We start from the raw sequence: 24,888 nt of genomic DNA, 5'->3' as shown, positions 1-24,888 counted from the left end.
ACCGCATCGGTACGGCGAACTATCTGCTTTTGGGCGTATGACTTTGCGCTCGACGTGGCGTCGGCACGCGCCCCGCCCCATACAATCGTTCGAACGTCTCCGGTGCGGTGTCACGGTGCGCGGCTACCTTCTGCGCCATGAGCCTTGATTCCTTCGACGCACACCTCGCAGACCTGCTGACCAGGATCCAGGATGCCGATGAGGCAACCAGGTCGTACATGACTCTCCTGGAATCCGTTGCCAAGCCGACCCGAACCCTCTCCCCGTTTAACTCGATGCTGGTGCAGCTGCAGCGGCCCGGCGCGCACCACGCCCTCAGCCGCACGGAGTGGGAAAAGTATGCGCGGCGCCCGCGGCACGCTACGCCGGCGATCATGATCCTCAAACCGTTCGGCCCGGTCGAGCCCGTCTTCGAATTCAGCGATACGGAGCCGATCCCGGGTCGCGAGGACGAGGCTATCGACCTGACCCCGCCGTTCGAGCTTGTGAAGGCCTCCGCGGACCCAGCTCCCTACGTGAACAAGCTGCTCGACCACGCCTGCCACATCGGGATCGATCCGGTAGCATCCCATCTTGGCGACGCCTTAGCTGGCGACGCGCGCCGCATCAACCGCGGCGTCAAAGTCGTACATAGGCAGCGAAACGAGCACCACTTCACCCTGCGGTTCCTCGTGCGCTACAACCAGCGGCACTCGCCCGCGGCGCAATTCCAGACGCTCGCCCACGAATACGCTCACGTGCTCCTTGGCCACCTGGGCCCGCTCGACTCGGATGCCCCCGATAACGAGTGGAACGCCGAGACGCGGTCGCGCACGCACCTTCCCCGGGCCATTGCCGAGCTGGAGGCTGAATCCGTCGCGTACCTGGTGTGCATGACTCACGGCGTCGACGGCAACTCCGCGGCCTACCTGCGCGGTTATGTCGGAAGCGCGCTCGACGGCAAGACGACGTGGCCGCGCGCGATGTCGATTATGAAGATCGCGCAGTCCGCCAATACGATTACCCAGCTTCTTGGCGACTACGCCGACATCACGCCGCGCAGGTCGATCCGCACCGTCCACCCCAACGGCACGACCCCGTTTTCCGTTGTCGGAGCCCCCGGCCGCCAGGAAACGCTCTTCCGCGCCTCGTGAGAGGGTGTGAAGCTACAACGGTGCGGCGCCGAGCTTCGTAAAGGTGTAGCCCGCCGCGCGCAGCTGCTCAATGGCCGCGCTCACCCCCGCGGCAGTGCCACCCCCGGGCTGGTTCATGTGCATGATCACAATCGCCCCAGGGGTAGAGCCGAGAAGGTTCTGCTCCACAACCGGGCGAGGCAGCGTCGCGCCCGCGTCGCCGTTGACCGCAAAGCCGGCGATGGAAACGCCGAGGTCCCCCGCGATGCGCACCGCCACGTCGTCGTAGTGGGCGGTACCCGAGCGGAACCAGTTCGACTCCACGCCAAGGAAATCCCGCATGAACTGGCGGTTTCCCTCGATCTCCTCGACGACCTCGGCGGCGCTGGCGGTGCCGGGGATGCCGTAGGCGGCGCGGCCGTTGACCGAGAGCGGCTTGTGCGCGGTGCCGTGGTTTTCGATCTGGAAGAGCGGATTGCCCGCGATCTCCCGGGCGCGCTGCGGGTTGGCCTCGATCCAGCGCTTGTTCCAAAACAGTGTCGCCGGGACGTTGTGCTCGGTGAGGGTGGCGAGGAGGGGGTCGTCGATAAGCGAGCCCTGCGGCCCGCCGCACGCGTCGAACGTGAGCGCGATGCTCCTCGGGTTCGGCGTGCTTTGCACGATTCCCGGCAGGTCAAGGCCCCACCCCTGCGGCTCGGCGTGCGCGTAGCGCGCCGCGATCTCCGCTGGAGCAGGCTTGGCGACGCCCACCACCGTCGACGTGGGAACCGGAGCCGAACTCTCAGGAGCGGCGGGAGGCTTTTTCGGCGCCGCGCACGACGCGAGCAGCCCCGCGGTTCCCACAATCCCGGCGGCGAGGACGTCACGGCGGCTCATGAGCGGGGCGGGATCCGCTGCCCCGCGGCGGTGAGGCACTGGCATGGTGTCATGTTAAATCGCGCGGGCAGCGGGCGCCCGGGTGCCGCCTTCCGGGTAAACCCAGACGGGTAAACATGCGCCGATTCTCCGGGTTTTCGCGCATTCTTACCCGTCTGGGTTTACCCGGAAGCGGAGAGGTGTGCAGGAAGCCCCGGTTAGCCGATATATAAGTCGCCTGAGTCGCGTGGCGCTAAATGCACAGTCAGATGCACTTTTCGCGTGACCGTCCTTGTGGTGCTCTCCTCTCGGTGTCCCCGCCTCCTTGGGCGATAACACACAGCAGTATGGGGTGGGGAGCCTGGCGGTCAGTTTGCGTCTAACGCTGCGGCTTGTTTTTCGAGGAACGGGACGATCAGATCAGCCTCAAGAACACCGATCTTGGCGTGCTCGAGACTATCCCGGAGGAGCTTCGGGGGGAGGGTCAGCCCGTCACGTCTAGCGGTTGCGATCACGGTGTAGAAAGCGAGGTCAGGCTCCCCTACCTCGAGGTCAGAGACTAACGCGTACCAAACATCATCCTGTTTGACATCGCTAATCCACTCGATCAGCGCACACTCAACCGGGTACCAACCACGTATCCGATTATCGATTTCATCCCCCATTCCGCACCTCCTTCCAACCCCTTGTATCTTTGTCTGACAGGTTTACTTTGACCATTATACGACCACTTTCGTCTACCTCCATTATATGTTCTCCGCATATCGGATAGAACGATGCGATCTTTTGAACGCCGCGTACTGGGTACCAGTCCGCGCGATACAGGTTGCCGTCGATCCACTTTGCCGCCCCTCGCCGGTCCCCGAGCGCGCCAGGTGCGGTCATGAAATCTGGGTCGTTGAGTGCATCGGTCAATAGCTGTCAGCGTTCTTTGAAAAGTAGCCCACCAAAAACTCCGCAATGCGCAGCCCGTGAGAGGTCTACTCTGCAACTGCGGAGCCGACCGCCGAAACATTCACACGCTAGGCATGCGCGGAGGCGCCCGGTCGCGCCCACCCCGGCAGGGATTCGCTGGGGACGAAGGTGGCCGGGTCGGTTGAGGCGAGGAGGGCCCGCAGGTCGGTTCTGATGCTGGCCACGTGCTGGTTGGGCGACTGCTTCCACTGGGTGCAACGGCGCGCGGCAACTGCGGCGCGATCCGCCAGCTCGTTGAGGGGGTTGCCAGCGTGCCCGCGCACCCAGCTCACTCGGACGGTGATGCCGCACGCCTGAACGTTGTCTAGCTTGCGCAGGCACTCCCTCTCAAAGGTGCGCCCTTTCCAGACTGGGCTCTCGGAGCTTGGCTTGCGCGCGGCCTCCAGGGAATCGGTGAGGATGTCCACCTCGCGCGCAGTGCGACTCTCGAGCAGGCTGCTGAGGACGAGGGAGACGGCGGCGAATTCGCCCTCGGCGATGGTGTCGGCACGGACATGCCCGACCCGGACCCTGTGTGTGGAGCCGACGTAGGCGATGCCGATGCGGTTGTCGCCTCGTTGCTTGGAGGCGTCTGCGGCGTAGACGCGGTGCGATTTCCAGCGGGGGACCTGAGGCGGGCAGGGATCGTACCCGAGCGGGGTGTGGGCGGCGCGGGCCGCCTCCCCCGTGGCCTTGAGTCGGGGGCCGGTGACAACGCTGCGGAGGTCGAGTCCGGGGTGGCTCCCTACGGCGTCGGCAAGCAGGCGGCGAACCGTCGTGTCTCCCATATAGAGGATCATGCCGCCGCTTTGGTGCTTCCACGTCTCAATGAAGGCATCGACGAGGGCTCCCAGTGCGTCGACACGCGAGGCCATCGGCCGGCTCGCCGAGTAGACGATTTCCCCGTCGACGGCTGCAGTGACGAACAGTTCGTCACCAGCGCGGTTGGCGGTGGAGTGTATGGCGGCAGTCGGCTTCGCGGAGAGCATCACGCGTGTCACCGTACAATTTCATCGCGACACCCATCGCCCGCGATTCACGCACAGGCGCGACAGGACGACCACACCCCGCCCTATAGCGTGATGTGCAACACATTAGAGTCCGCCACGCTGGGCTTTTCTATCGACCAATCAAAAGTTGAATTGCGGTAGACCACCGTGGACGTGTTTTCTATAGCTTGATAGATCTTCGAAAGCGAGTGAGGTGACCAGCGTTGAGTCAAAAACGCATCGGCCTATACAACCCGGCGCACGAGCACGACGCGTGCGGCGTCGGTTTCGTGGCCGATATGAAGGGCCGCGCCAGCCGGGCAATCGTCGAGTACGGCCTCGACGTGCTCATCAACATCGACCACCGCGGCGCAGCCGGCGCCGAGGTCAACACCGGCGACGGCACGGGCATTCTGATAGGCATCCCCGACCAGTTCTATCGCGAGGTCACCGCAGAGCTCGGCTTCTCGCTGCCGGAGCCGGGGCACTACGCCACGGGCATCGCCTTCATGCCCACCTCCCGCATGGCCATGCTCGACGCCAAGCGCGCGGTGGAGACCATCGCCGCGGAGGAGGGCGCCGAGCTGCTCGGGTGGCGCGAGCTGCCGTACAACCCCGAGGGCGTGGGCAGCATGGCGCTTGACGCCATGCCGTATTTCCTCCAGCCGTTCTTCGCGGCCAAGGGCCGATCGGGCATCGAGCTCGACCGTGTGATGTGGTTCATCCGCAAGCGGCTCACCCGCGAGCTGGGCGAGACCGACGGGCGCGACACCGTCTATTTCCCCTCACTGTCGTCTCGCACGATCGTCTACAAAGGCATGCTCACCGCGGACCAGCTCCCGGAGTTCTACCCCGACCTGCGCGATCCGCGGGTCGAGTCAGCGGTCGCGCTGGTGCACTCGCGCTTTTCCACCAACACCTTCCCCTCCTGGCCGCTCGCACACCCCTACCGCCTCATCGCGCACAACGGCGAGATCAACACCGTCAAGGGCAACGAGAACTGGATGCGGGCCCGCGAGGCGCTGATCAACTCCGATGTGCTCGGTCCGCTGGAGCGGGTGCTGCCGATCTGCACCCCTGGCGCCTCGGACACCGCGCGCCTCGACGAGGCGCTCGAACTGCTCACACTCGGCGGCTACAGCCTGCCGCACGCGATGTCCATGCTCATCCCGCAGGCCTGGGAGCACAACCCGACGATCTCGGACGAGCTGCGGGACTTCTACGCCTACCACTCCTGCCTCATGGAGCCGTGGGACGGCCCGGCGGCCGTCGCGTTTACGGATTCGCGCTACGTCGGCGCCGTGCTCGACCGCAATGGGCTGCGGCCGGGCCGCATCTGGGTGACTGACGACGACCTCGTGGTCATGGCCTCCGAGGCCGGCGTGGTCGACATCCCGGCGGAGAAGATTGTCAAGCGCACCCGCGTGCGCCCGGGCCGGATGTTCGTCGTCGATACGCAAGCCGGGCGCATCGTGCCGGACGAGGAGATCAAGCACGCGCTCGCCACCGCGGCGCCCTACGGCAAGTGGATCGAGGAGAACTTCACGCCGCTTGGTGCTCTCCCCCAGACCCGCTATAGCTACATGCAGCACGACCGCGCTGTGCTGCGCCAGCGCGTGTTCGGTATCACCGAAGAAGACGTCGACCTCATCATCCGCCCGATGGCGCTCACCGGCACCGAGGCCTTGGGGTCGATGGGTTCCGACACCCCGATCGCGGCCTTGTCCCAGCGCCCGCGCCTGCTGTTCGATTTCTTCGCGCAGCGCTTCGCCCAGGTCACCAACCCGCCCTTGGACTCGATCCGCGAGAAGCCTGTGACATCGATGCACACCCTTCTCGGCGCGCAGTCGGATGTTCTCAACCCTGGCCCGGAGGCGGCCGCGCGCATCCAGCTCGACTCGCCGATTATTGATAACCACGCGTTTTCCACCCTCGTGCACGCCAATGACAACGGTGAGTTCCCGCACTTTAGCTCGCGCAAGATCTCCGGCCTCTACCCGAAGGCGCACCACGGCAAGGGCATGAAGGAAGCCATAGAGCGCGTGCGCCGGGAGGTCTCCGAGGCGGTGCGCGACGGCGTGAGCCTGATCGTGTTGACCGACCGAGAGTCCGACGAACGCTTCGCGCCGATCCCGTCGCTGCTGCTCACCTCCGCGGTGCACCAGCATATGGTTGCTGAGCGCACCCGCACCCGCGCATCGCTGGTCGTCGAGTCCGGCGACGCCCGCGAGGTCCACCACCTGGCCATGCTCATCGCCTTCGGGGCGGATGCGATCAACCCGTACATGGCCTTTGAGACGATCGACGAGCTGCGCATGATCGGCCAGCTCGGCGAGCTCACGCTCGATCAGGCGTGCACGAATTACGTCAAGGCCGCCACGAACGGCGTGCTCAAGGTCATGTCGAAGATGGGGATCGCCACCGTCGCGAGCTACCGAGGCGCGCGCCTGGCGGACATCACAGGGCTGAGCCAGGAGCTTCTTGACGACTACTTCGGCGCCGAACCCTCCCCGATCGGGGGCATCGGGCTTGCCGACGTCGCCGCCGACGTGGAGATCCGCCACCGCCACGCCTTCCTCCCCCGCCCCGAGGAGCAGGCCCACCGCGACCTCGTCATCGGCGGCGAGTACAAGTGGCGCCGCGAGGGCGAGTACCACCTGTTTAACCCCGAGACGATCTTCAAGCTGCAGCACGCCACGAAGACCGGCCAGTACGCGATTTTCAAGGACTACACCCGCACTGTCGACGAGCAGTCCGCCCGCTTGGCCACCTTGCGCGGGATGATGGAGTTCGCCCCCGACCGCGCGCCGATCCCGATCGATCAGGTCGAGCCGGCCAGCGAGATTGTCAAGCGCTTCTCCACCGGCGCGATGTCCTACGGTTCGATCTCCGCCGAGGCTCACGAAGTGCTCGCCATCGCCATGAACCGCCTTGGCGGCAAGTCCAACTCCGGCGAGGGCGGCGAGAACGCGGCGCGTTTTGAGCGTGAGCCGAACGGCGATTGGAAGCGCTCGGCGATCAAGCAGGTCGCCTCGGGCCGCTTCGGAGTGACCAGCCACTACCTGTCGAACTGCACGGACATCCAGATCAAGATGGCCCAGGGCGCCAAGCCCGGCGAGGGCGGCCAGCTCCCGCCGAACAAGGTCTACCCCTGGATCGCCGAGGTGCGCATCACCACCCCGGGCGTCGGCCTGATCTCCCCGCCGCCGCACCACGACATCTACTCCATCGAGGACCTCGCGCAGCTCATCTTCGACCTCAAGTCGGTCAACCCGGATGCTCGCGTCCACGTCAAGCTCGTCGCCGAGCAGGGCGTGGGCACGGTCGCCGCGGGCGTGTCGAAGGCGCACGCGGACGTCGTGCTCATCTCTGGCCACGACGGCGGCACGGGCGCCTCCCCGCTCACCAGTCTCAAGCACGCCGGCGGCCCCTGGGAGCTCGGCCTTGCCGAGGCCCAGCAGACGCTGCTGCTCAACGGCCTGCGTGACCGCATCACGGTGCAGGCGGACGGCCAGCTGAAGACCGGCCGCGACGTCATGGTCGCCGCCTTGCTCGGCGCGGAGGAATACGGCTTCGCCACCGCGCCGCTCGTCGTCGAGGGCTGCATCATGATGCGCGTGTGCCACCTCGATACCTGTCCGGTGGGCGTGGCCACGCAAAACCCGCAGCTGCGCAAGAAGTTCACGGGCCGCGCGGAGCACGTGGTGAACTTCTTCATGTTCATCGCCGAGGAGATCCGCGAGTACCTCGCCGAGCTGGGCTACCGCTCGCTCGATGAGGTCATCGGGCGCGCCGACCTGCTGCGGCAGCGCACGGACGCGGAGTTCGTTGCCAACAACCCGCGCGCGGCCCAGCTCGACCTCTCCCCGATCTTCTCCACCGCGCGCTCGAAGTTCTTCCCCGACCAGACGCGCAAGCGCACCACCGCCCAGGATCACGGGCTCGACGAGAGCCTCGACCTTAAGGTAGTGGCGGATTCGGCCGGTGTGGTGGACGGGTCCCACCCGACGTTTAGCGGAACCTACCCGATCCGCAACATCAATCGCAGTGTGGGCGCGCTCGCTGGGGGCGTCGTCACGCGAGCGAGAGGGGCTGGTGGGCTTGACGACGCCGCCGTGACGCTAACCTTCAACGGCCACGCCGGCAACTGCTTCGGCGCCTTCGTCCCGCACGGCATGACCCTCGACCTGATCGGCGAGGCCAACGACTTCGTGGGCAAGGGGCTCTCCGGCGGGCGTATCATCGTGCGCCCGAACCCGGTGGCTCCGGCGCAGCTCGATCTCGGCGAGCCGGACATCATCGCCGGAAATGTCACGGGTTTCGGCGCGACCTCCGGCGAGCTCTACATCGCGGGCGTGGCCGGCGAGCGCTTCTGTGTGCGCAACTCCGGCGCCACCGCCGTGGTCCACGGCATTGGCAACCACGGCTGCGAGTACATGACCGGCGGGCGCGTCGTCGTCCTCGGCGAGGTCGGCGACAACTTCGGTGCCGGCATGTCCGGCGGCATCGCCTACCTCGCGCCCGTGGATAACGAGGCCACCCTGGCCCGCAAGATCAACCCCGGGGAGGTCGACATCTGCGCGGTCGATGACTCCGATATCGCATTCCTCACCCAGGTCTTTTCCGACCACACCCGCTACACGGGCGCGGAGATCCCCTTCCAGCCGGAGGAGATGATCAAGATCATGCCGCGCGACTACCGCAAAGTTCTCGACATCATCGACCTTGCGCGCCGCACCGGCCGCGACGAGGCGGAAGCAATCATGGAGGCAGTGAGCTAATGGCCGACCCACACGGATTTTTGCGCTACCAGCGCCAAGAGGCGCAGCACCGCCCGGTTCCGCTGCGCCTGATGGACTACCGCGAGGTCTACGAGCAGACCACCGGGGACCACGACAAGACCCAGGCGGCCCGGTGCATGGACTGCGGCGTGCCGTTTTGCCACGAGGGCTGTCCGCTGGGCAACATCATCCCGGAGTGGAACGACCTGGTGCGCCAGGGGCGCTGGCGCGAGGCTTTCGACCGCCTGCACGCGACGAACAACTTCCCTGACTTCACCGGGCGTTTGTGCCCGGCGCCGTGCGAGGGCGCGTGCGTGCTCGGCATTAACGACGATGCCGTGACCATCAAACACATCGAGCAAAAGATTATCGACGTCGGATTCGACAACGGCTGGGTCGAACCCGTCAAGGCGAGCTTCGACACCGGCCGCTGCGTCGCCGTCGTCGGCTCGGGCCCTGCCGGGCTCGCCGCCGCCCAGCAGCTCACCCGCGCCGGCCACCGCGTCACCGTCTTCGAGCGCGACGACCGCCTCGGCGGGCTGATGCGTTACGGCGTGCCGGAGTACAAGATGGAGAAGTCCCACATCGACCGCCGCATCGAGCAGATGCGCGCCGAGGGCACCGAGTTTCGGGTCAACACCTCCCCCACGGCCGCCGATCTCGCCGACTTCAACGCCGTCGTGCTCGCCACCGGCACCCCGGTGCCGCGCGACCTGCCCGTCGACGGCCGCGAGCTCGACGGCATCCACTTCGCCATGGACTACCTCACCGCGGCGAACAAGTACTGCGAGGGAGATACCGACGCGCCCGCGATCGACGCGCACGGCAAGAAGGTCGTCATCATCGGCGGCGGCGACACCGGTACCGACTGCTTCGGCACCGCGCTGCGCCAGGGAGCGGCGAGCGTGACCCAGTTCGACATCCGCGCCCGCGCCCCGAAGTTCCGTGGTGCCTCGACCCCGTGGCCGATGTACCCGCTGCTCTTCCGCACCGCCACCGCCCACGAGGAGGGCAACTACGTCATCACCGGCGACGAGTCCGCAGACGAGATCGCCCGGCTCGGCCTGGCGGCCCGCGGCGTCGGCGATTCCCTGGGCACGCGCCTGTTCTCCGTGAACACGGTGAGCTTCCACGGCTCGAACGGCACCGTCTCGTCCTTGCGCGGCAACGAGGTCCGCGTCATCGATGGCCGCCGCACCCCCGTCGAGGACACCGACTTCGAGATGGACGCGGACCTGGTCCTCATCGCCCTGGGCTTTAGCGGCTCGAAGGCCGCTGGGCTCAACGCCGAGCTGGGCATCACGATCGACGAGCGCGGCCGGATGACCCGCGACGGCTCCTACCGTGCCGCCCGCACGACCGAGGCCGGACCGGCCGTCTACGTCGCCGGGGACTGCGGCCGCGGGCAGTCGCTCATCGTGTGGGCGATCGCAGAGGGCCGCGCGGCCGCGGCCGCGGTGGATGCGGACCTCATGGGTGAGACCGCCCTGCCATCGCCTGTCGAGCCGACGAAGGCGCCGCTGAGCATCTAGGCACAAGCCCGGCAACACGTGACGTAGAACTCACTTTTCCACACGTGTCTATACATTGACAGTTATTCACTACACTTCCCGTAGGCACCCGCCTCGTACCACGAGCCGCAATACAAGGAGACTCCCTCATGGCTTTTAAGAACACCGACGACGTTGTCAAGTACATCAAGGACGAAGGGGTCGAGTTCCTCGACATCCGCTTCACCGACGTCCCCGGTACCGAGCACCACTTCACCCTGCCGGCTTCCGCGTTCGACGCGGAGGCCGCCGAGGCAGGGCTGGCCTTCGACGGCTCCTCCATCCGCGGCTTCACCACCATCGACGAGTCCGACATGATCCTCCTGCCGGACCCTGCCACCGCATACCGCGACCCCTTCCGCGCCGTGCCGACGCTGAACATGAAGTTCTTCGTCCACGATCCGTTTACCTACGAGCCCTTCTCCCGCGACCCGCGCACCGTGGCCAAGCGCGCAGAGGAGTACCTCGCCTCCACTGGCATCGCCGATACCGCCTCCTTCGGCATGGAGGCCGAGTTCTTCATCTTTGACAAGGTCTCCTACGCCGCGGAGACCAACGCCTCCTTCTACCACGTCGACTCCGACGAGGGCTGGTGGAACCGCGGCGAGGATAGCTACCTCGACGGCACCCCAAACCTGGGCAACCCCACCCGCCACAAGGGCGGGTACTTCCCCAACACCCCGGTGGACAAGACCCAGGAGGTCCGCGACGCCATTGTCAAAAACCTCCAGCTCGTCGGCTTCGATGTCGAGCGCTTCCACCACGAGGTCGCATCCGGAGGGCAGAACGAGATCAACTACCGCTTCGACACCCTCCTCCACGCCGCCGACGACCTGCAGACCTTCAAGTACATCGTGAAGAACACATGCCACCAGTACGGCAAGGTGGCCACCTTCATGCCTAAGCCGCTGGCCGGCGACAACGGCTCCGGCATGCACGCCCACCAGTCGCTGTGGAAGGACGGCTCCCCGCTGTTCTACGACGAGTCCGGTTACGGCGGGCTGAGTGACACCGCCCGCTACTACATCGGCGGCCTGCTCCACCACGCCCCGGCGGTGCTCGCGTTCACCAACCCGACTCTGAACTCCTACCACCGCCTGGTCCCGGGCTTCGAGGCCCCGATCAACCTCGTCTACTCCCAGCGCAACCGCTCCGCCGCCGTGCGCATCCCGATCACTGGGAACAACCCGAAGGCCAAGCGCATCGAGTTCCGCGCCCCGGACCCCTCGGGCAACCCCTACTTCGGCCTGGCCGCCATGCTCATGGCCGGCATCGACGGCATCAAGAACCGCATCGAGCCGCACGCCCCGGTGGACAAGGACCTCTACGAGCTGCCGGTCGAGGAGGCCAAGTCCATCCCGCAGGCCCCGACCTCCCTCGAGGCCGTCATCGAGTGCCTGCGCACGGACCACGACTTCCTCACCGAGGGCGACGTCTTCCCTGCCGACCTCATCGAGACCTACGTCGACTACAAGATCGCCAACGAGATCGCGCCGAGCCGCCTGCGCCCGACGCCGCTTGAGTACGAGATGTACTTCGACTGCTAGGCGGCACCGCCCCTAGGTGGTTCCGAGCATTCAACGACGAGCATTGGACCACATACCCGCATGTGGGCACCGATGCTCGTTTTTGTATGCACGGATGTGACGCAGAAGCGGCGGCCGCACCTAGAGTGCCCGCAGCACATCCGCCCAGTCGTCCTGGCCGCGGTGGCCGAGGATGGCCACCGCTCGGCGGAGCGGGGCGTCTGGCAGCAGCCCGAGCGCCGCGTTGATCTCGCGCAGGGCCTGCCCCGGGTCGTCGGCCAATGCGGGGTCAATGCCCATCCCGGAGAGCAACCCGGCCAACCCGCGTGCGGTTTTGTCTGCGGCGGGGGCTGGGGTGACGTCGAAAAGCGAGGGCTCGAAGCGCAGCCAGACGCGATCGCCCTCGGTTGAGCCGAGCTCCTCGAGGAAGCGGCGAATCGTCGAGCTTAGCGTCTGCTTGAGCTTGTTCACCCGGACAAACTGGTCCCCGAGCCGGCTCGGGATCGCCACCTCGCCGCCGACGGGCACGCGATAGATCCCGGCGACGCCGCGCGGCACGAGAAAACCCGACCCGCGCAGGTGGTCGCGGGTTACGGTGAGCAGCAGCTGCCAGGCGCCGTCTCGGACATAGAGGTTCTTAAACTCCGTCGGGTCATCTTCGATGATCTCGGGGCTCTCGTCGGAGCGGGAAACGGCGCCGTCGGCTACCTGGAAGCCGCTGCTGGCGACGTAAGCTCGCACCGAGGACTCGCTGATGCGCAGCCGCGGCGCCTCGGCGAGCAGGTCGGTCAGCGGAACTGAGCCGGACGGGCTGGCGTCGATACGTTTGCCAATCCAATCCGCAATCGTGGTGTATTCCTCCAGCCCCCACTCCGCCAGACCGTAGGTGTTCGGGGCGACCCGGGAGATGCGCTCGTCCAGCGCGAGCTGGTTGGCCACCGAGCGAACGTTGGCCTCCGCCCCGAGGGCGGCAAGGATCTCCTCAGGTGTCATCGGTACGCCAGTGACGGAGAGGACCGCAGCCGCACGATCCTGGTGGCTCGCGGCCCGGGCCAGCGCTCCGCCGGGGAGCTCGACGAATCGCCGCGTGCCGGAAAGCCACACACGCGCCTCGGACTCCTCCGTGCCGAGTGCCCGAGCGAGTTCAGCCGGGTCGAATACGCCATAGCGATCAGCCATTTGAGCGACCGCTGCGAGGGCCGCACCCTCAAGCCCCGGGCGTATCAACCACCCATCGCGGACCTCCCAGAGCCCACAGAGCCTGCGGAAATACTCCTCGTACGTCACGCCCACCGGCTCTGCAACCTCGCCGAGCTCGGGGATCTCCCGGAGCACCCGGCGCAGCGGGGCAAGCGGCCCGAATCGTGTGGCGATCTGCCGCGCCACCTCTGGGCTCAGGCGCGCGCGGGATTCGAAAGTGCCGCGCAGAGAGACCTCCAGCTGGCGGACGCGCTCACGGGTCACGCCGAAAGACTCGCCCAGCTGCTCCAGAGTCGCCCCGCCAAGCCAGCGCTGCGTGGCTATGCGGGCGAGACGCTCGTCGCCGGCGCACGCCTCGACCAGCTCGCCAACGCACGCCTCCAGCAGGGCCGAAAGCGTATCGCGGGAAGCCCCCGGGAAAGGCGCGCCGGTGAGAAACGTCCACCCAGCGACAATGGATTCCGGGGCGCCCGGATCAGCCGTTCCCTGCGCGTCGATCTGCGCGTCGAGCGCGGCGAGAGCCACGGCCTCCACGAGATGGCGCAGTCGCTTCTCCCCCACCCCAGGCAGCGCGCGCAGATCCGCCACGGTGGCGGCGAGCATCTGGGGAAACTGGGCCCGCCACCGCTGCCCGGCGCGCTCCGCCGGGGAGTTCGCGAGATCGACTGGCTCGCCAAGAGTCAGGTAGGGCGACAACGCGTGCAGGGCTTTGTGCGGGTGGTGGGCTATCCACACCTCCGCAACCTCCGCGGTCGAACCCACGTCCGGCCGCCCCAACCACGGGAACAGATCGGCGGCATCGGGCCGCGATTCATCGCGCGTGACCGACGGGCCATCCTCCCCGGTGCACTCCACGCTGGAGACGAGGGTGGAGAAGGTGTGCTCGTTGACAATCGGGATGCCGAGCTCGCGCGCCCTCAACGCCTTTCTGCTATACGAATCCGGGTTGGCGGCGGCGACCACGACCGTCTGCTTCGACACCCCGGCGGCGCGGAGCCCAAGCTTTGCGACGCGTGCCTCCCACTCCTCACGCGGCAAACTCAGCGCGCCGGTAAACGCCACCCGATCCCCCGGCCGCAGGTAGACGCCCTCGAACGCCTCCCCCTCCACTGGGTTGGCCAGCAGCGTTTCCACCTCCCGAGCCGGCACGCCGAGCATCTCCCCCAGCTCGGTGAGCTCGGCGCGCTCCTGCGCCGTCACCACGCCGTCCAACCAGGCGCTCACGGCGAGCTGGCGGAGAAATTCCTCGTGGGTGAGCGCGATATCGTCGGGGGAGAGACCATCGCTTAACGCCACATCCGCAAGGTGCGCAATCTCGGCCGCGGTAAGCGTGCGGTCCGCCAGGCAGGAGGCGAGCGCCGCCCGGTAGCGCTGCACGTTCGCCTGCGCATCAGCCGGGAGCTGGGCGAAAAGGTCCGCCAACCAGTGCCCGCCCGCGGGTTGCGGGGCCGTGCGAGAAAGACGCGGAGGCTCGCTGGGATCGGACCTTAGCGATACCACCCGCGAGCCAGGCTTCACCACGATCGAGTGGCTCTGAGCGAGTGCGCGCAGGAGTTCAGCCGTGGCTTCGGCATCCGCCAGGGCGGCGTGGGGGTTGGCGTTGGAGATGCCGAGGGCTGCTGTGGCGTCGGCAAGCTTGCTCACGCCGAGAAGCTTGGCCGAAAGCGCCTGAGTATCCAGCCACTCCACGTCGGCCAAGTTTGACTCCGCCCCCGCCATGCGCATCTCGCGAGAAAGGAAGCGGCGCTCGAAACCCGCGTTGTGCGCCACCGGGATGCGACCTTCGAGTAGCGACGCCAGGTACGGCGCGATCTGCGCGAACACCGGAGCGCCCACGACGTCGGTGGCAGTGATCTTGTGCACAAAGCTATTCGAGATGTCCCGGTTGGGCTGCACGAGAGTGTCCCATTCCCCCACCCGCCGAAGCTCGTGGTCCAGCACGACGACACCGACCTCGATGATCTTGTCCATCCCGCCAAACCCAGTGGTCTCTATATCCACAACCGCGAAGCCTGCTGGGGTGCTCATCAATCTGTTCCGCCTTGGTGTCCGGGTGCTTATCGACGCCTCCAAAACTACCCCCTCCTCATACTGGGTGGCAGGGGGTGCTGATGTGTTTTGCCTGCCACGGTATAGCTACTAGACCTCAACGATCCGGCGGCTTCCCGCCGATGAGGAATCCTCCAGAGACCGCGAATGCCGGCGTAGCGCCCGGCCCACACACCACGTTGCTGCCCAGGGCTAACGGTGAAGAGACAGCTACGGTCCGTACGATGCGACAGCCAGGCCGAGTGCTTCCACAATCGCAGCGTAGCCGCGATCGGTGTTGAGTCCCGAGACCCCCGAGGCGTCCGTCGCAGGGATCGCATGGACTCGCTGGTTCTTCACCGCCGGGATGTCGGCAAGTGCTGGGTTGGCCAGCAGCTCGGCAAAGGGAGCGAGGCCTTGGCCGCGGAAATCCTCGACAAAGATGACCTCCGGAGCCATCTTCGCCAGCATTTCCGCATCGATCGGACGGGGTTGGGTGATCCCGACGGCACCTCCTGCGTTCATTCCTCCCGCGCGCGCCGCCAGGCCGGGAAGCATCTGCCCGTCCGCCATAGCCATGACCTTCCCCCCGCGGGACATGAGCGCGGCAAACCTCGGCGCTCCGGCAACTTTCGCTTCATCTAGCTTGCTTATCGACGTCTCAAACCTCCCCGCGAGCTCCTCCGCCTTCTCCTCCTCACCCAGCGCCCTCCCCAGAGTCCGGGTCGCCGCAGCGACCCCCTCCGGGGATGCGAAGGTCTCTGCGCTGAAGTTCAGCACGGCGACACCTGTGGCCTGCAGCTGCTCGCCCGCTGTTTTTTCCCCGCCGTGGCGAGCAGTGGTGAGCACCAGATCGGGGTCGAGCGCGAGGATCTGTTCCGGGTCGGGGTCAGTGCCTGCGGGCAAAGCGACCTCGACCTGGGACGCGAGCTCCGCCTGCGTTCCTCCAGCGGGGTCCTGGCTTGCCTTCGACACCGCCGCGACGCGATCCGGCCCGGCGAGCTGGAGCGCTAGATCCGCGGTTTCGGTAGATACCGCGACGATGCGCTTCGGCTCGGAGGGGATGTCTACCGCCGCGCCATCAACTTCCACAGTACGTGGCCACTGGGCAGCGTGGATGTCCGAACTCGTCGGGGATGTCGCTGCTGGGGCTGCGCCCGTATCATCCGGTGCCGCGCAGGCACCCAGCGCCAGCCCGACGGTGAGGATCCCTCCCGCCAAGCACGCTATCTCCTTGTTCATGATGTCCGTCCTTTCGAATGATCGTCGATACGCCTCAACGGGGTGACCGCCAAGGACTTCGTTGTGTCGAGCTGCCGTACGTCGACCTCGACGCCGTAGGCCTCGGAGAGCATTCCGGGAGTGAGGATCTCGGCCGGGGTGCCCTGCGCGCGCACGCGTCCTGCGACGACGAGGGTGAGGTAGTCGCAAAACCTTGCGGCGAGCGAGAGGTCGTGCAAGACAACAACGGCAGTACGCATCCCCCTTCCTCCCCCGACCCAGGAGCTCAGCAACTCCAAAATGTCGAGCTCATGCCCCATGTCCAGGGCGGATGTGGGCTCGTCGAGAAGCATGAGATCCGCACCCTGGGCGAGCGCGCGGGTAAACGCAGTGAGCTGCTGCTCTCCGCCGGAGGTACGAGATACCGGAACGTTCGCCCACTGCGTGGCCCCGGTGATGCGCAAGGCTTCCGACACGGCTTCCTCGTCCGCTCGGCTCAGAGAGCCGAACCGCGGCAGCCTCGCGTAGCGGGCCATAGAGACGTACTCGCGTCCCGTGAACTCGATCCCGGGATCGGTTGCTTGGGCAACGTAGCTCATCAGCCGCGCGCGCTGCCGGAAGGTCAACCCCGCAAGGTCTCGGCCCAACACGCGGATTTCCCCCGAGTATTCTTCGAGCCCGAGCGCCGCCTTCACCAGGGTCGACTTGCCCGCGCCGTTCGGGCCGATCACGCCGTGGACGAGACCGGGCGCGAAGCCCGCGTTGAGCCCGCGCAGGATAGCATGCCCGTTGCGGCTTATTGAGGCGTCGACAATCTCGAGGGCGAATTCCCCGCTCATGTTGTCCTCGCCCTCGTAAGCACGAGACCGAGCAAGAACGGCGCCCCTACCAGAGCGGTTACAGTCCCTGTCTGCAATGTCACCGGGTTGAACAGCATCCGCGCTGCTGTGTCGGCGGCGACGAGGAAGGCCGCCCCGGCTAGCGCGCTGGCGGGGAGGAGGAAACGGTGGTCGCCCCCAAAAGCGAGCCTTAAGATGTGCGGGACGAGCAACCCGACGAAGGAGATCGCGCCGGTGACCGCCACTCCGGCGGCCGTGGTCAGCGCCGCGCCGGCAAGCACGACGTTTTTGACCCGCACGACGTTGAGCCCAGACGTCTGAGCGAGCGACTCACCGACGCTAAGCAGGTTCAGCTCGCGGGCGTAGATAAGGACGGTTACCGCGCCAATGCATAGCGGGATGACGCACATGCGCACGTCCGCCATCGTGCGACCCGTGAGGTCCCCATTGAGCCAAAACATCGCCGAGCGCGCGTCCTCCGCGTTGACGGCGTTGGCAACCACCGCGCTGATCACCGCCCCAAGAAAGGCATTGACTGCCACGCCCACCAGCAGCAGCGACGCCGTAGATCGCGCGATCATGCCCACTCCCTGGACAAGCGCGACAATGGCCAGCGCCCCGGCAAAAGCTCCAAGCGGGAGTGCCCACGGTGCGCTGTCGACAACCCCGCTGACAATCATCACCACCGCCACGGTGGCGGCACCTGCGGAGACCCCTGTGATTCCTGGCTCGGCAAGCGGGTTGCGAAACACCGCCTGCATCGCCGCGCCGGCGACACCCAGTCCAGCGCCGACGAGTGCCGCGACGAGGACCCGCGGTACGCGAACCGCAGTAACCAGCGCTTCTTGCGCAGCGACGGGCTCGTTGAGCGGGCTTAACGACGCCACAACTTCAGCCAGCGGGATCCTCACTGGCCCAATGGCGACGGCGACCACGATCGTGGCCGCAAGCACAGCGGCCAGCGCGACGAGAACAATTAGCCGCGGGATCCGACTCCTTATGTGCACTCCTTCACACTACATGGCGCCCATTTCCATACAGGCCAGCCCGGACGCCACAACTGCTACCTTCTCGAGGATTGGGTACGCGGCGCCTTCCCCGCAGGCTCCCCCCCTGCTCGCGTTGATAGCTGCTAGAGCTCAACCACCACAACCACCACACCCCGGCGGGCGGGAAACCCGCACCGATGTTGCCCGCACCCAATCCCTGAACACTAGGATGGGGCGCTATGAGTTCAACCAAGCCGGATTTGACCACCACCGCTGGGCGCATCGCCGACCTGCGCAACCGACTTGAGGAATCCCTCCAGCCGGTTGGGCCGGAGGCCGTCGAGAAGGTGCACGAGGCGGGACGGTCGACGGCGCGGGAGCGCGTCGAGAAGCTGCTCGACGAGGGCACCTTCGTCGAAACCGACGCGCTTGCCCGCCACCGCGTCGAGGCATACAAGATGGATCGTACAAAGCCGGCCACCGACGGCGTGGTCACGGGCTACGGGCTCATTGACTCCCGCAGGGTCTGCGTCTTTTCTTTCGACGCGACGATCTTTAACGGCACCCTCGGCGAGGTCACCGCGGAGAAGATCCTCAAGATCTATGAACTGGCCACGAAGACGGGTGTGCCGATTATCGGAATCTACGACTCTGTGGGCGCGCGGGTGACCGAGGGGATCGTCTCTGCGGCGATGCAGGCCAAGCTGCTGCGGGCGGCAACGACGGCATCGGGGCTGATTCCGCAGGTTGCGGTGGTTGCGGGGGCGGCGACAGAGTTGGCGTCGATAGGCGTCGCGCTCGCGGACGTGACCATTGTGGCCGAGGGCTCCGCGCTGCACCTGACGGACCCGGAGGTTGTCTCGAAGGTCTCCGGCACCCCGGCGACGGCCGAGGACATCGGCGGGGCGGCGGTCCATGCCGAGGCGACGGGCATCGCCCAGCTCACCGCCGCAAGCGATGTCGATGCGCTCCAGCTCGCCCGCGACCTCGTTGGATACCTGCCGGCGAATAACCGGGCGAGCTCCCCGGTCGGCGAGGCCGCCGAGGCCAGCGGCGCGGACCTTGATACGTTCATGCCCGACGACGAGGCTGCGGCCTACGACGTGCGGGAGATCATCGCGGCGGTGACAGACGGGGATTTCCTCGAGCTCTCCCAGGCCTACGCGGGAAGCGTGGTCACGGGCCTGGCGCACATCGGCGGGCGCGCCGTCGGCATCGTGGCTAACCAACCCTCCGTCCTCGCCGGCTGCCTCACGCGCGACGCCGCGCGCAAGGCGGCGCGCTTCATCCGCACCTGCGATGCGTTTAACATCCCGCTCGTCCAGTTCGTGGACACGCCGGGCTTCGTGCCGTCGGTGGACGAGGAGCGCGCGGGCGCGGTCGCCGCGGCCGCGGCCCTGGCCCACGCGTTCGCGGAGGCCCAGGTGGGGACGATGACCGTGGTCACGAGGAAGGCTTTCGGCACGGCGTACGCGGTGATGGGGCCGAAGGACCTCGGAGCAGACCTCGTCTTCGCGTGGGCGACAGCGCAGATTGCCCTTGCCGACGCCCAGACGGCCGCCTCCGCCCTCGGCGTCGACGCCGAGGGCTACGCCGCGGATAACCTCAACCCGTACGTCGCCACGGAGCGTGGGCTCGTCGACGCCGTCATCGAGCCCTCCGCCACCCGCGCCCAGCTGCTCGAGGGCCTGCGCCTGCTAGAGCGCAAGGTGGTCTACACCCCGGCGAAGAAGCACTCGAACATCCCCCTGTAGCTATAAGGAGAGCAGTCCATGGACATCACCATTGTCAAGGGCAACCCCACTGACGACGAGGTTGCCGCGCTCACCGCGGTGCTCACCGAGCTCGAGGCGGAGGCGCGGGCCAAGCGCGGCACCGGGGAGCGCGACCTGTGGGGAACACCCACACTCTCCCGCCATTTCTCCACCGTGTTCAACCCCGGGGCGTTTTCGAACGTCACCTACTTCTAGCACCCGGCGATGCCCCCTCGCATAGTCTTAGCCTCCCAGTCGCCGTCGCGGCGGATGCTGCTGGAAAACGCCGGGGTGGACCCGGTCTGCCACCCCGCCCACGTCGATGAGGACGCCCTGATCGCCCGCGCCACCGGCGGGCCTTCTGACGTCGTCGCCACGCTCGCGCGCGCGAAGGCGGAGGCGGTCGCACCCGCTTACCCCGGCGACGTGGTGGTGGGCTGCGATTCCATGCTTCTTCTCGACGGCACCTTGCAGGGCAAGCCGCACACCATCGAAGCCACGATCGAACGCTGGCGCGCGCAGCGCGGCAGAAGCGCGCAGCTGCTCACCGGCCACGCCATCGGCTACCGAGGGCGCTGGGTGGTCGAGACCACGGCCACGACGGTTCACTTCGGGGCCGCCTCCGACGCCGACATCGCCGCCTACGCCCGCTCCGGGGAGCCGCTCGAGTGCGCAGGGGCATTTACACTCGAGGCGCTCGGCAGCTGGTTCATTGACTCCATCGAGGGCGATCCGACGAGCGTCATCGGCCTGTCCGTGCCGCTGCTGCGCCGCGCGCTGTACTCCTTCGGGCTCGACGCCTCGCAGTTCTGGCGGCCCCACGGGTAGCCTGGCGGGCATGAAGTTCGACGACCTGCTTGCCCCGCCGCCGCTCCACCTCCCGGAGGACCCGGCCGCCGGAGAGGACCTGCTTGAGGATGCCACGGCGCGCTCCCACCCCGACTCCCCCGCCGTGTGGGCCGCCCGCGCCTCGCGCGAGCTCAACGGCGGCGACGATCTCGTCGCCTACGCCTACGCACGCACCGGCTACCACCGCTCCCTCGACCGGCTGCGCGCGAACGGGTGGAAGGGCTGGGGGCCGGTGCCCTACAGCCACGAGCCGAACCGGCCAGTGCTCGAGGCTATCGCCACTCTGGCTCTTGCCTCGCAGAAGATCGGCGAGACGGCCGAGTACGACCGCTGCCGCCAGATGCTCTCGGACGCGGATCCGGGGAGCGTCGATACGCTGCTGGGCTAGCCCCCCGCTAGCGCGCCTCCCCGCCCTGCCGGTGGCGCGCGCTCTCCTTCGCCAGCGCCTCGACAGCGAGCTGCTGGGCGTCGAGCGCGCCGAGCTCGCGGTCGAAGTCCACGGCGTCGATCACCCCGGAATCGCGCGCCCCCAGCAACGCCTCGCGCTGCGCCCCGATGCGCGCCGCGGCGTAGGCCCGCATCTCCCCGAGCAGCTCCGCGTCGCTGCGGGCCAGGCCGCGCACCGCGTTGTCGATGTCTATGAGGGAGGCCCGCGGGATGTCGCCGGCCTTGATGCCCGCGTCCTCGAGCATGCTGCGCAACCGCTGCGGCACCTCAACGCCTAGCGCCGCGGCGCGCATTTGCTCGCGGATGCGGGCGCGCAGCTGCGGCGAGCTGGGATGGTCTTTACCTGGGCGCAGCGTGTCGACGACCCACCCAAGGCTCGCCCCCTGCCCAGCGAGCGAGACCGCGGCAACGAAGAACGCGACGAGAACCAAGAACCCGCGGGCCGGCGTGTCGTGGGGCAATGTCTGCGCCGCAGCCAGCGTCACAGCCCCGCGCATCCCAGCCCACACGAGCACACCCCCGGCGCGCGGGCCCAGTGCTTGGAGGGAGAAATAGGCATCGTCGGAGAGTTTCCGGATCTCTCGCGTGCGCCTCGTCTCCGGCTCCCGCGAGAGCACGGACTCGATCCGGCCGGCCAGCTCGGAGCTCGGCAGCGCTCGGCCGCCGAGGTAGGCCACGAGCGGGAAGACGGTGGCTGCGCGCACGAGGAGCACCGTGGCCCACGCCGCCAGGGCCACGCCGAGGGCGAAGAGCGGGGTGTAGCCCGTCACGTGGGCGTGCGCGACGAGGTGCGGCATCTGCAGGCCCATGAGGACGAAGACGAGCGATTCTAAGATAAGGCCCACCGTGTCCCAGGTCCGGGCATCGGAGATGCGGGTGGCCGGGTGGAGCAGCCGGGCGGAGGCCTCCGAGGCCACCAGCCCGGCGACGACGGTGGCCACGAGGCCGGAGGAGCCGAGCTCCTCGGCGGGCAGGTAGGAGGCGAACGGGATCGCTAGGGAGAGCACCGTGCTCGACGTCGGGTGCGGCAGCAGCGTGCGCAGGAACATGAACGCCCGCCCGACGGCGTAGCCGATAGCAACGGCGCCGATGACTGCCCAGAGGAAGTCCGCCGCGACCTCGCCGGCGGAGACGGAGCCCTGGGCGGCGAGCAGGGCGGTAGAGAGCAAGACGAGTGCGGAGGCGTCGTTGATGAGTCCCTCCCCGTCCAGGATGGCGATGATCCGGCGGCTCACCCCGGCGCGCCGGACGATCCCCACGGCGACCGCGTCGGACGGGCTGACCACCGCGCCCACGGCAACGGCGAAGACGACGGGGATCTCGGGAACGAGGGCGTGGATGACCACACCGACGGCGAGCGCCGTCGCTCCAACGAGCACGACGGCGAGGATGAAGATCGCGCTGAAGTTGCGTCGGAAATCGTGCTGCGGCATCCGCATGGCGGTGGCGAAGAGCAGCGGCGGGAGGATGAGCTGCAGGATGATGTCGGGTTCGATGCCGATCTCGGGGACCTGCGGCAGGTACGCCACCGCCGCCCCGATCACCAGCAGGATGACCGGGGCGACGAGGCCGAGGCGCTGGCTGAGCGGCTCGGCGAAGGCGATGACGACGAGGGCGATGACGACGAGAAAGGTGATGAGTGCCACGCACGCACCTTACCGCCGCCCCCGCCGGGGTTTAGGCGTTGTGCTTGTCTTCGACGCGCTTGATGGCCTCCGCGGCCACGAGCTCCTGGATGCCCATGTCGAGCTCGGAGGTAAAGCCCACGCAGGAGCAGTTGATCTCGCCGAGGACGTAGGTGTCCTTGCCGGTGGCGTCGTCGTCAGCAAGCATGAAGTCCGCGGTCCAGATCAGCGGGATGTTGTCGCCGCCGAGGTTCTCGGCGATGACGGGGCGGGCCTCGGCGAACATGTCGATAAGCTCCTGCCACTCCTCGGGCTTGTTGTAGGTGTACGTCGCACCGGAGAACAGGGTCGCGGAGAAGGCGTCGCCGCCCTCTGCGGGCTTCTTGTGCACGACGAAGACCGGGTGCGGGCCGACCAGCAGGATGCGGATCTCGCCCTCGACGATGCGCGGCATGAAGCGCATGTCCACGATCATGCCGTTGTCGCCGACGATGTACTGGTCGCAGAAGTCCATGAACTCGCCGAGCTCGCGGTCCTCGGTGTGGTTGTCCACGGCCTCGGTGCACTTGAGCTTGGTATCGAGCGGCAGGGCGGTGCCGGGCTCGACGGCGGCGGCCGCATCGGCGTCGGCGAGGCGGACGCGCCAGATACCGGATCCGGTGGAGCCGCGGTTCTGCTTGAGCACGCGCTCGCCGTAGGACAGCGAGGTGGGGAAGGTGTTGTGGAAGGACTCCACGTCGTAGTAGGCGGCGGTATCCGAGGGGACGAGGTCGGTGTTGTTGAGCTTGACTAGTGCGTCCTTTGCGCCGTAGGAGATCATCTCCTGCGGGGTGGACATGCCCACCAGGCCGGCCTCTGACAGGCGGGTGAGAAGCTCGAAGTAGCCTTTCTCGCCGCCGGGGATGTTGCCCGGGTTGACGCGGGAGATATAGGCGTCGAAGTTCTCGGAGACGTAGGTGTACAAGTCCTCGGCCCATTCGGCGCGGTAGAAGACGACCTCTGCGTGCCAGCCCTTTTCCTTAATTGCTTCCACGATGGGCATGGTGTCTTTGCGGTGGCCGTTGAAGTGCTTGTCGGATCCGCCTTCGACCTCGAAGACGACGATTGCTTTGTGCATTTTTTCTCTCTCCTGTCGCGGGTGCCTGGGTTCGCCTCTGACCATAGGGCTAACCTCGGGTACGTGCCTGGCGAGCGTCCACGAAGTGGCCAATGTCACACACGGGGTCGCACCAGGGGGCCGCGCTCACCCGCGGGTAGTGTGGGTGGGGAATGCACGCACCCGTGGAAAGGTACCCACAGATGGGAATCGAACTCGACCCTGCCCCCCTCTTTCAGGAGTTCGCGCACCCGGAAAAGTTTGTCTCCGCGTCCTGGCTCTCCGCCCGCCTCGGCGCGCGCGGGCTGACGGTCGTCGAGTCTGACGGCGACGCTTTCCTCTACGACATCGGGCACATCCCGGGCGCGGTGCGCATTGACTGGCACCGCGACCTCAACGACCTTGTGCGGCGCGATTTCATCGACGGGGCGAGCTTCGCCCGGCTCATGAGCGAGCGCGGGATCTCGCGGGAGGACACCGTGGTGGTCTACGGAGACAGCGCGAACTGCTGGGCCGCCTATACCGCCTGGGTGTTCGAGCTCTTCGGCCACCCGGATGTGCGGCTGCTCGACGGCGGGCGCGACGCGTGGATGGGCGAGGAGCGCGACACCTCTTTCGCCGTGCCCGAGACCGCGGCGACGGATTACCCCATCGTCGAGCGCGAGGAGGGGCGGATTCGCACGTTCGTCGATACGCTGCGCCGCGAGGTGCCCGCGCAGCTTATCGACGCCCGATTGCCCGCCGACTTCGCCGGGACCGACCCGGAGCTCACGACGCTGCGCAGCGGTCATATCCCCGGGGCAGTCAACGTCGCCTGGGGCAGCGCCACGTATCCGAACTCGCTGCTGAAATCCCGCGCGGAGCTCGAGCACGTCTACGGCGGGTTCGACCCTGCCTTGCCCGTGACCACCTACTGCAACCTCGGATCGGCGGCGGCACTGACCTGGTACGTCTTGCGCTACGCGCTGGGCTTCGAGCAGGCCTCGCTCTACGACGGCTCGTGGGCCGAATGGGGAAACCTCGTCGGCGTCCCCGTCGAGCGCGCGGCGCGGTAGAACCCCCTCAACCTACGA

Annotated in this window: 18 protein-coding genes; 9 read left to right on the top strand and 9 right to left on the bottom strand. The window is 67.2% G+C overall.

The annotated features are described in order from the left end of the window. The first annotated feature begins 137 nt into the window (after positions 1-137). Positions 138-1,133 carry an ImmA/IrrE family metallo-endopeptidase gene (locus C3E79_RS02615; RefSeq protein WP_108403509.1) on the top strand — a complete coding sequence of 332 codons (996 nt, stop codon included), beginning with the start codon at positions 138-140 and terminating at the stop codon, positions 1,131-1,133. Positions 1,134-1,145: 12 nt separating this feature from the next. Here C3E79_RS02615 and C3E79_RS02610 read toward each other — a convergent pair whose 3' ends face one another. From C3E79_RS02610 to C3E79_RS02600, 3 genes are all read right to left on the bottom strand, one after another. Then, positions 1,146-2,033, bottom strand: a complete 888-nt coding sequence (locus C3E79_RS02610) for a polysaccharide deacetylase family protein (protein ID WP_235840540.1) — start codon at positions 2,031-2,033, stop codon at positions 1,146-1,148. Between the two features lie 302 nt (positions 2,034-2,335). After that, positions 2,336-2,632, bottom strand: a complete 297-nt coding sequence (locus C3E79_RS02605) for a hypothetical protein (protein ID WP_108403508.1) — start codon at positions 2,630-2,632, stop codon at positions 2,336-2,338. Between the two features lie 357 nt (positions 2,633-2,989). Next, complete coding sequence (locus C3E79_RS02600; protein ID WP_108926533.1) at positions 2,990-3,922, bottom strand: RNase H family protein; 933 nt, start codon at positions 3,920-3,922, stop codon at positions 2,990-2,992. 212 nt (positions 3,923-4,134) lie between these two features. On the opposite strand from C3E79_RS02600, the gene gltB reads away from it, so the two are divergent. The 3 genes from gltB (at position 4,135) to glnA (ending at position 11,788) form a co-directional block, all read left to right on the top strand. Beyond that, positions 4,135-8,691, top strand: a complete 4,557-nt coding sequence (gene gltB / locus C3E79_RS02595) for a glutamate synthase large subunit (RefSeq protein ID WP_108403506.1) — start codon at positions 4,135-4,137, stop codon at positions 8,689-8,691. Then, positions 8,691-10,223, top strand: a complete 1,533-nt coding sequence (locus tag C3E79_RS02590; protein WP_108403505.1) for a glutamate synthase subunit beta — start codon at positions 8,691-8,693, stop codon at positions 10,221-10,223. The genes gltB and C3E79_RS02590 overlap by 1 nt, the downstream gene beginning before the upstream one ends. 128 nt (positions 10,224-10,351) lie before the next feature. Then, the gene (gene glnA, locus C3E79_RS02585; protein WP_108403504.1) at positions 10,352-11,788 is read left to right on the top strand and encodes a type I glutamate--ammonia ligase; all 1,437 of its coding nucleotides are present in this window, start codon (positions 10,352-10,354) and stop codon (positions 11,786-11,788) included. Between the two features lie 120 nt (positions 11,789-11,908). Here the strand turns inward: glnA and C3E79_RS02580 are convergent, their stop codons facing one another. The 4 genes from C3E79_RS02580 to C3E79_RS02565 form a co-directional block, all read right to left on the bottom strand. After that, on the bottom strand, positions 11,909-14,995 hold the full coding sequence (locus C3E79_RS02580; RefSeq protein ID WP_108403503.1) for an exonuclease domain-containing protein: 3,087 nt from the start codon (positions 14,993-14,995) through the stop codon (positions 11,909-11,911). A gap of 231 nt (positions 14,996-15,226) precedes the next feature. Beyond that, positions 15,227-16,237 carry an ABC transporter substrate-binding protein gene (locus tag C3E79_RS02575; protein ID WP_108403502.1) on the bottom strand — a complete coding sequence of 337 codons (1,011 nt, stop codon included), beginning with the start codon at positions 16,235-16,237 and terminating at the stop codon, positions 15,227-15,229. Then, positions 16,234-17,055 (bottom strand): ABC transporter ATP-binding protein, encoded by an 822-nt coding sequence (locus tag C3E79_RS02570; RefSeq protein ID WP_108403501.1) that lies wholly within the window; start codon positions 17,053-17,055, stop codon positions 16,234-16,236. Before C3E79_RS02570 ends, C3E79_RS02575 begins: the two co-directional genes overlap by 4 nt. Continuing rightward, on the bottom strand, positions 17,052-18,062 hold the full coding sequence (locus C3E79_RS02565) for a FecCD family ABC transporter permease (protein ID WP_235840541.1): 1,011 nt from the start codon (positions 18,060-18,062) through the stop codon (positions 17,052-17,054). Before C3E79_RS02565 ends, C3E79_RS02570 begins: the two co-directional genes overlap by 4 nt. 221 nt (positions 18,063-18,283) lie before the next feature. Between C3E79_RS02565 and C3E79_RS02560 the strand changes: the two genes are divergently transcribed. Genes C3E79_RS02560 through C3E79_RS02545 form a run of 4 tightly spaced genes read left to right on the top strand, consistent with a single transcriptional unit; the run spans position 18,284 to position 21,035 of the window. Continuing rightward, positions 18,284-19,798: an acyl-CoA carboxylase subunit beta gene (locus C3E79_RS02560; protein ID WP_108403500.1), complete on the top strand. Its 1,515-nt coding sequence runs from the start codon at positions 18,284-18,286 to the stop codon at positions 19,796-19,798. 18 nt (positions 19,799-19,816) lie between these two features. Next, on the top strand, positions 19,817-20,014 hold the full coding sequence (locus tag C3E79_RS02555) for an acyl-CoA carboxylase subunit epsilon (protein ID WP_108403499.1): 198 nt from the start codon (positions 19,817-19,819) through the stop codon (positions 20,012-20,014). Between the two features lie 9 nt (positions 20,015-20,023). Continuing rightward, complete coding sequence (locus C3E79_RS02550) at positions 20,024-20,626, top strand: Maf family protein (RefSeq protein WP_108403498.1); 603 nt, start codon at positions 20,024-20,026, stop codon at positions 20,624-20,626. 10 nt (positions 20,627-20,636) lie between these two features. Continuing rightward, positions 20,637-21,035 carry a DUF3151 domain-containing protein gene (locus C3E79_RS02545; RefSeq protein WP_108403497.1) on the top strand — a complete coding sequence of 133 codons (399 nt, stop codon included), beginning with the start codon at positions 20,637-20,639 and terminating at the stop codon, positions 21,033-21,035. A 7-nt stretch (positions 21,036-21,042) separates the two neighbouring features. Here the strand turns inward: C3E79_RS02545 and C3E79_RS02540 are convergent, their stop codons facing one another. Further along, positions 21,043-22,740, bottom strand: coding sequence for a cation:proton antiporter (locus C3E79_RS02540; protein WP_108403496.1), 1,698 nt, complete (start codon positions 22,738-22,740; stop codon positions 21,043-21,045). Positions 22,741-22,771: 31 nt separating this feature from the next. After that, positions 22,772-23,836, bottom strand: a complete 1,065-nt coding sequence (locus C3E79_RS02535) for a Cj0069 family protein (RefSeq protein WP_108403495.1) — start codon at positions 23,834-23,836, stop codon at positions 22,772-22,774. A 182-nt stretch (positions 23,837-24,018) separates the two neighbouring features. Between C3E79_RS02535 and C3E79_RS02530 the strand changes: the two genes are divergently transcribed. After that, positions 24,019-24,870: a sulfurtransferase gene (locus C3E79_RS02530; RefSeq protein ID WP_108403494.1), complete on the top strand. Its 852-nt coding sequence runs from the start codon at positions 24,019-24,021 to the stop codon at positions 24,868-24,870. The last annotated feature ends 18 nt before the right edge of the window (positions 24,871-24,888 follow it).

It is taken from the genome of Corynebacterium liangguodongii (assembly GCF_003070865.1).
GTDB lineage: Bacteria > Actinomycetota > Actinomycetes > Mycobacteriales > Mycobacteriaceae > Corynebacterium > Corynebacterium liangguodongii.
This window is presented reverse-complemented; position numbering and strand designations above follow the sequence as displayed.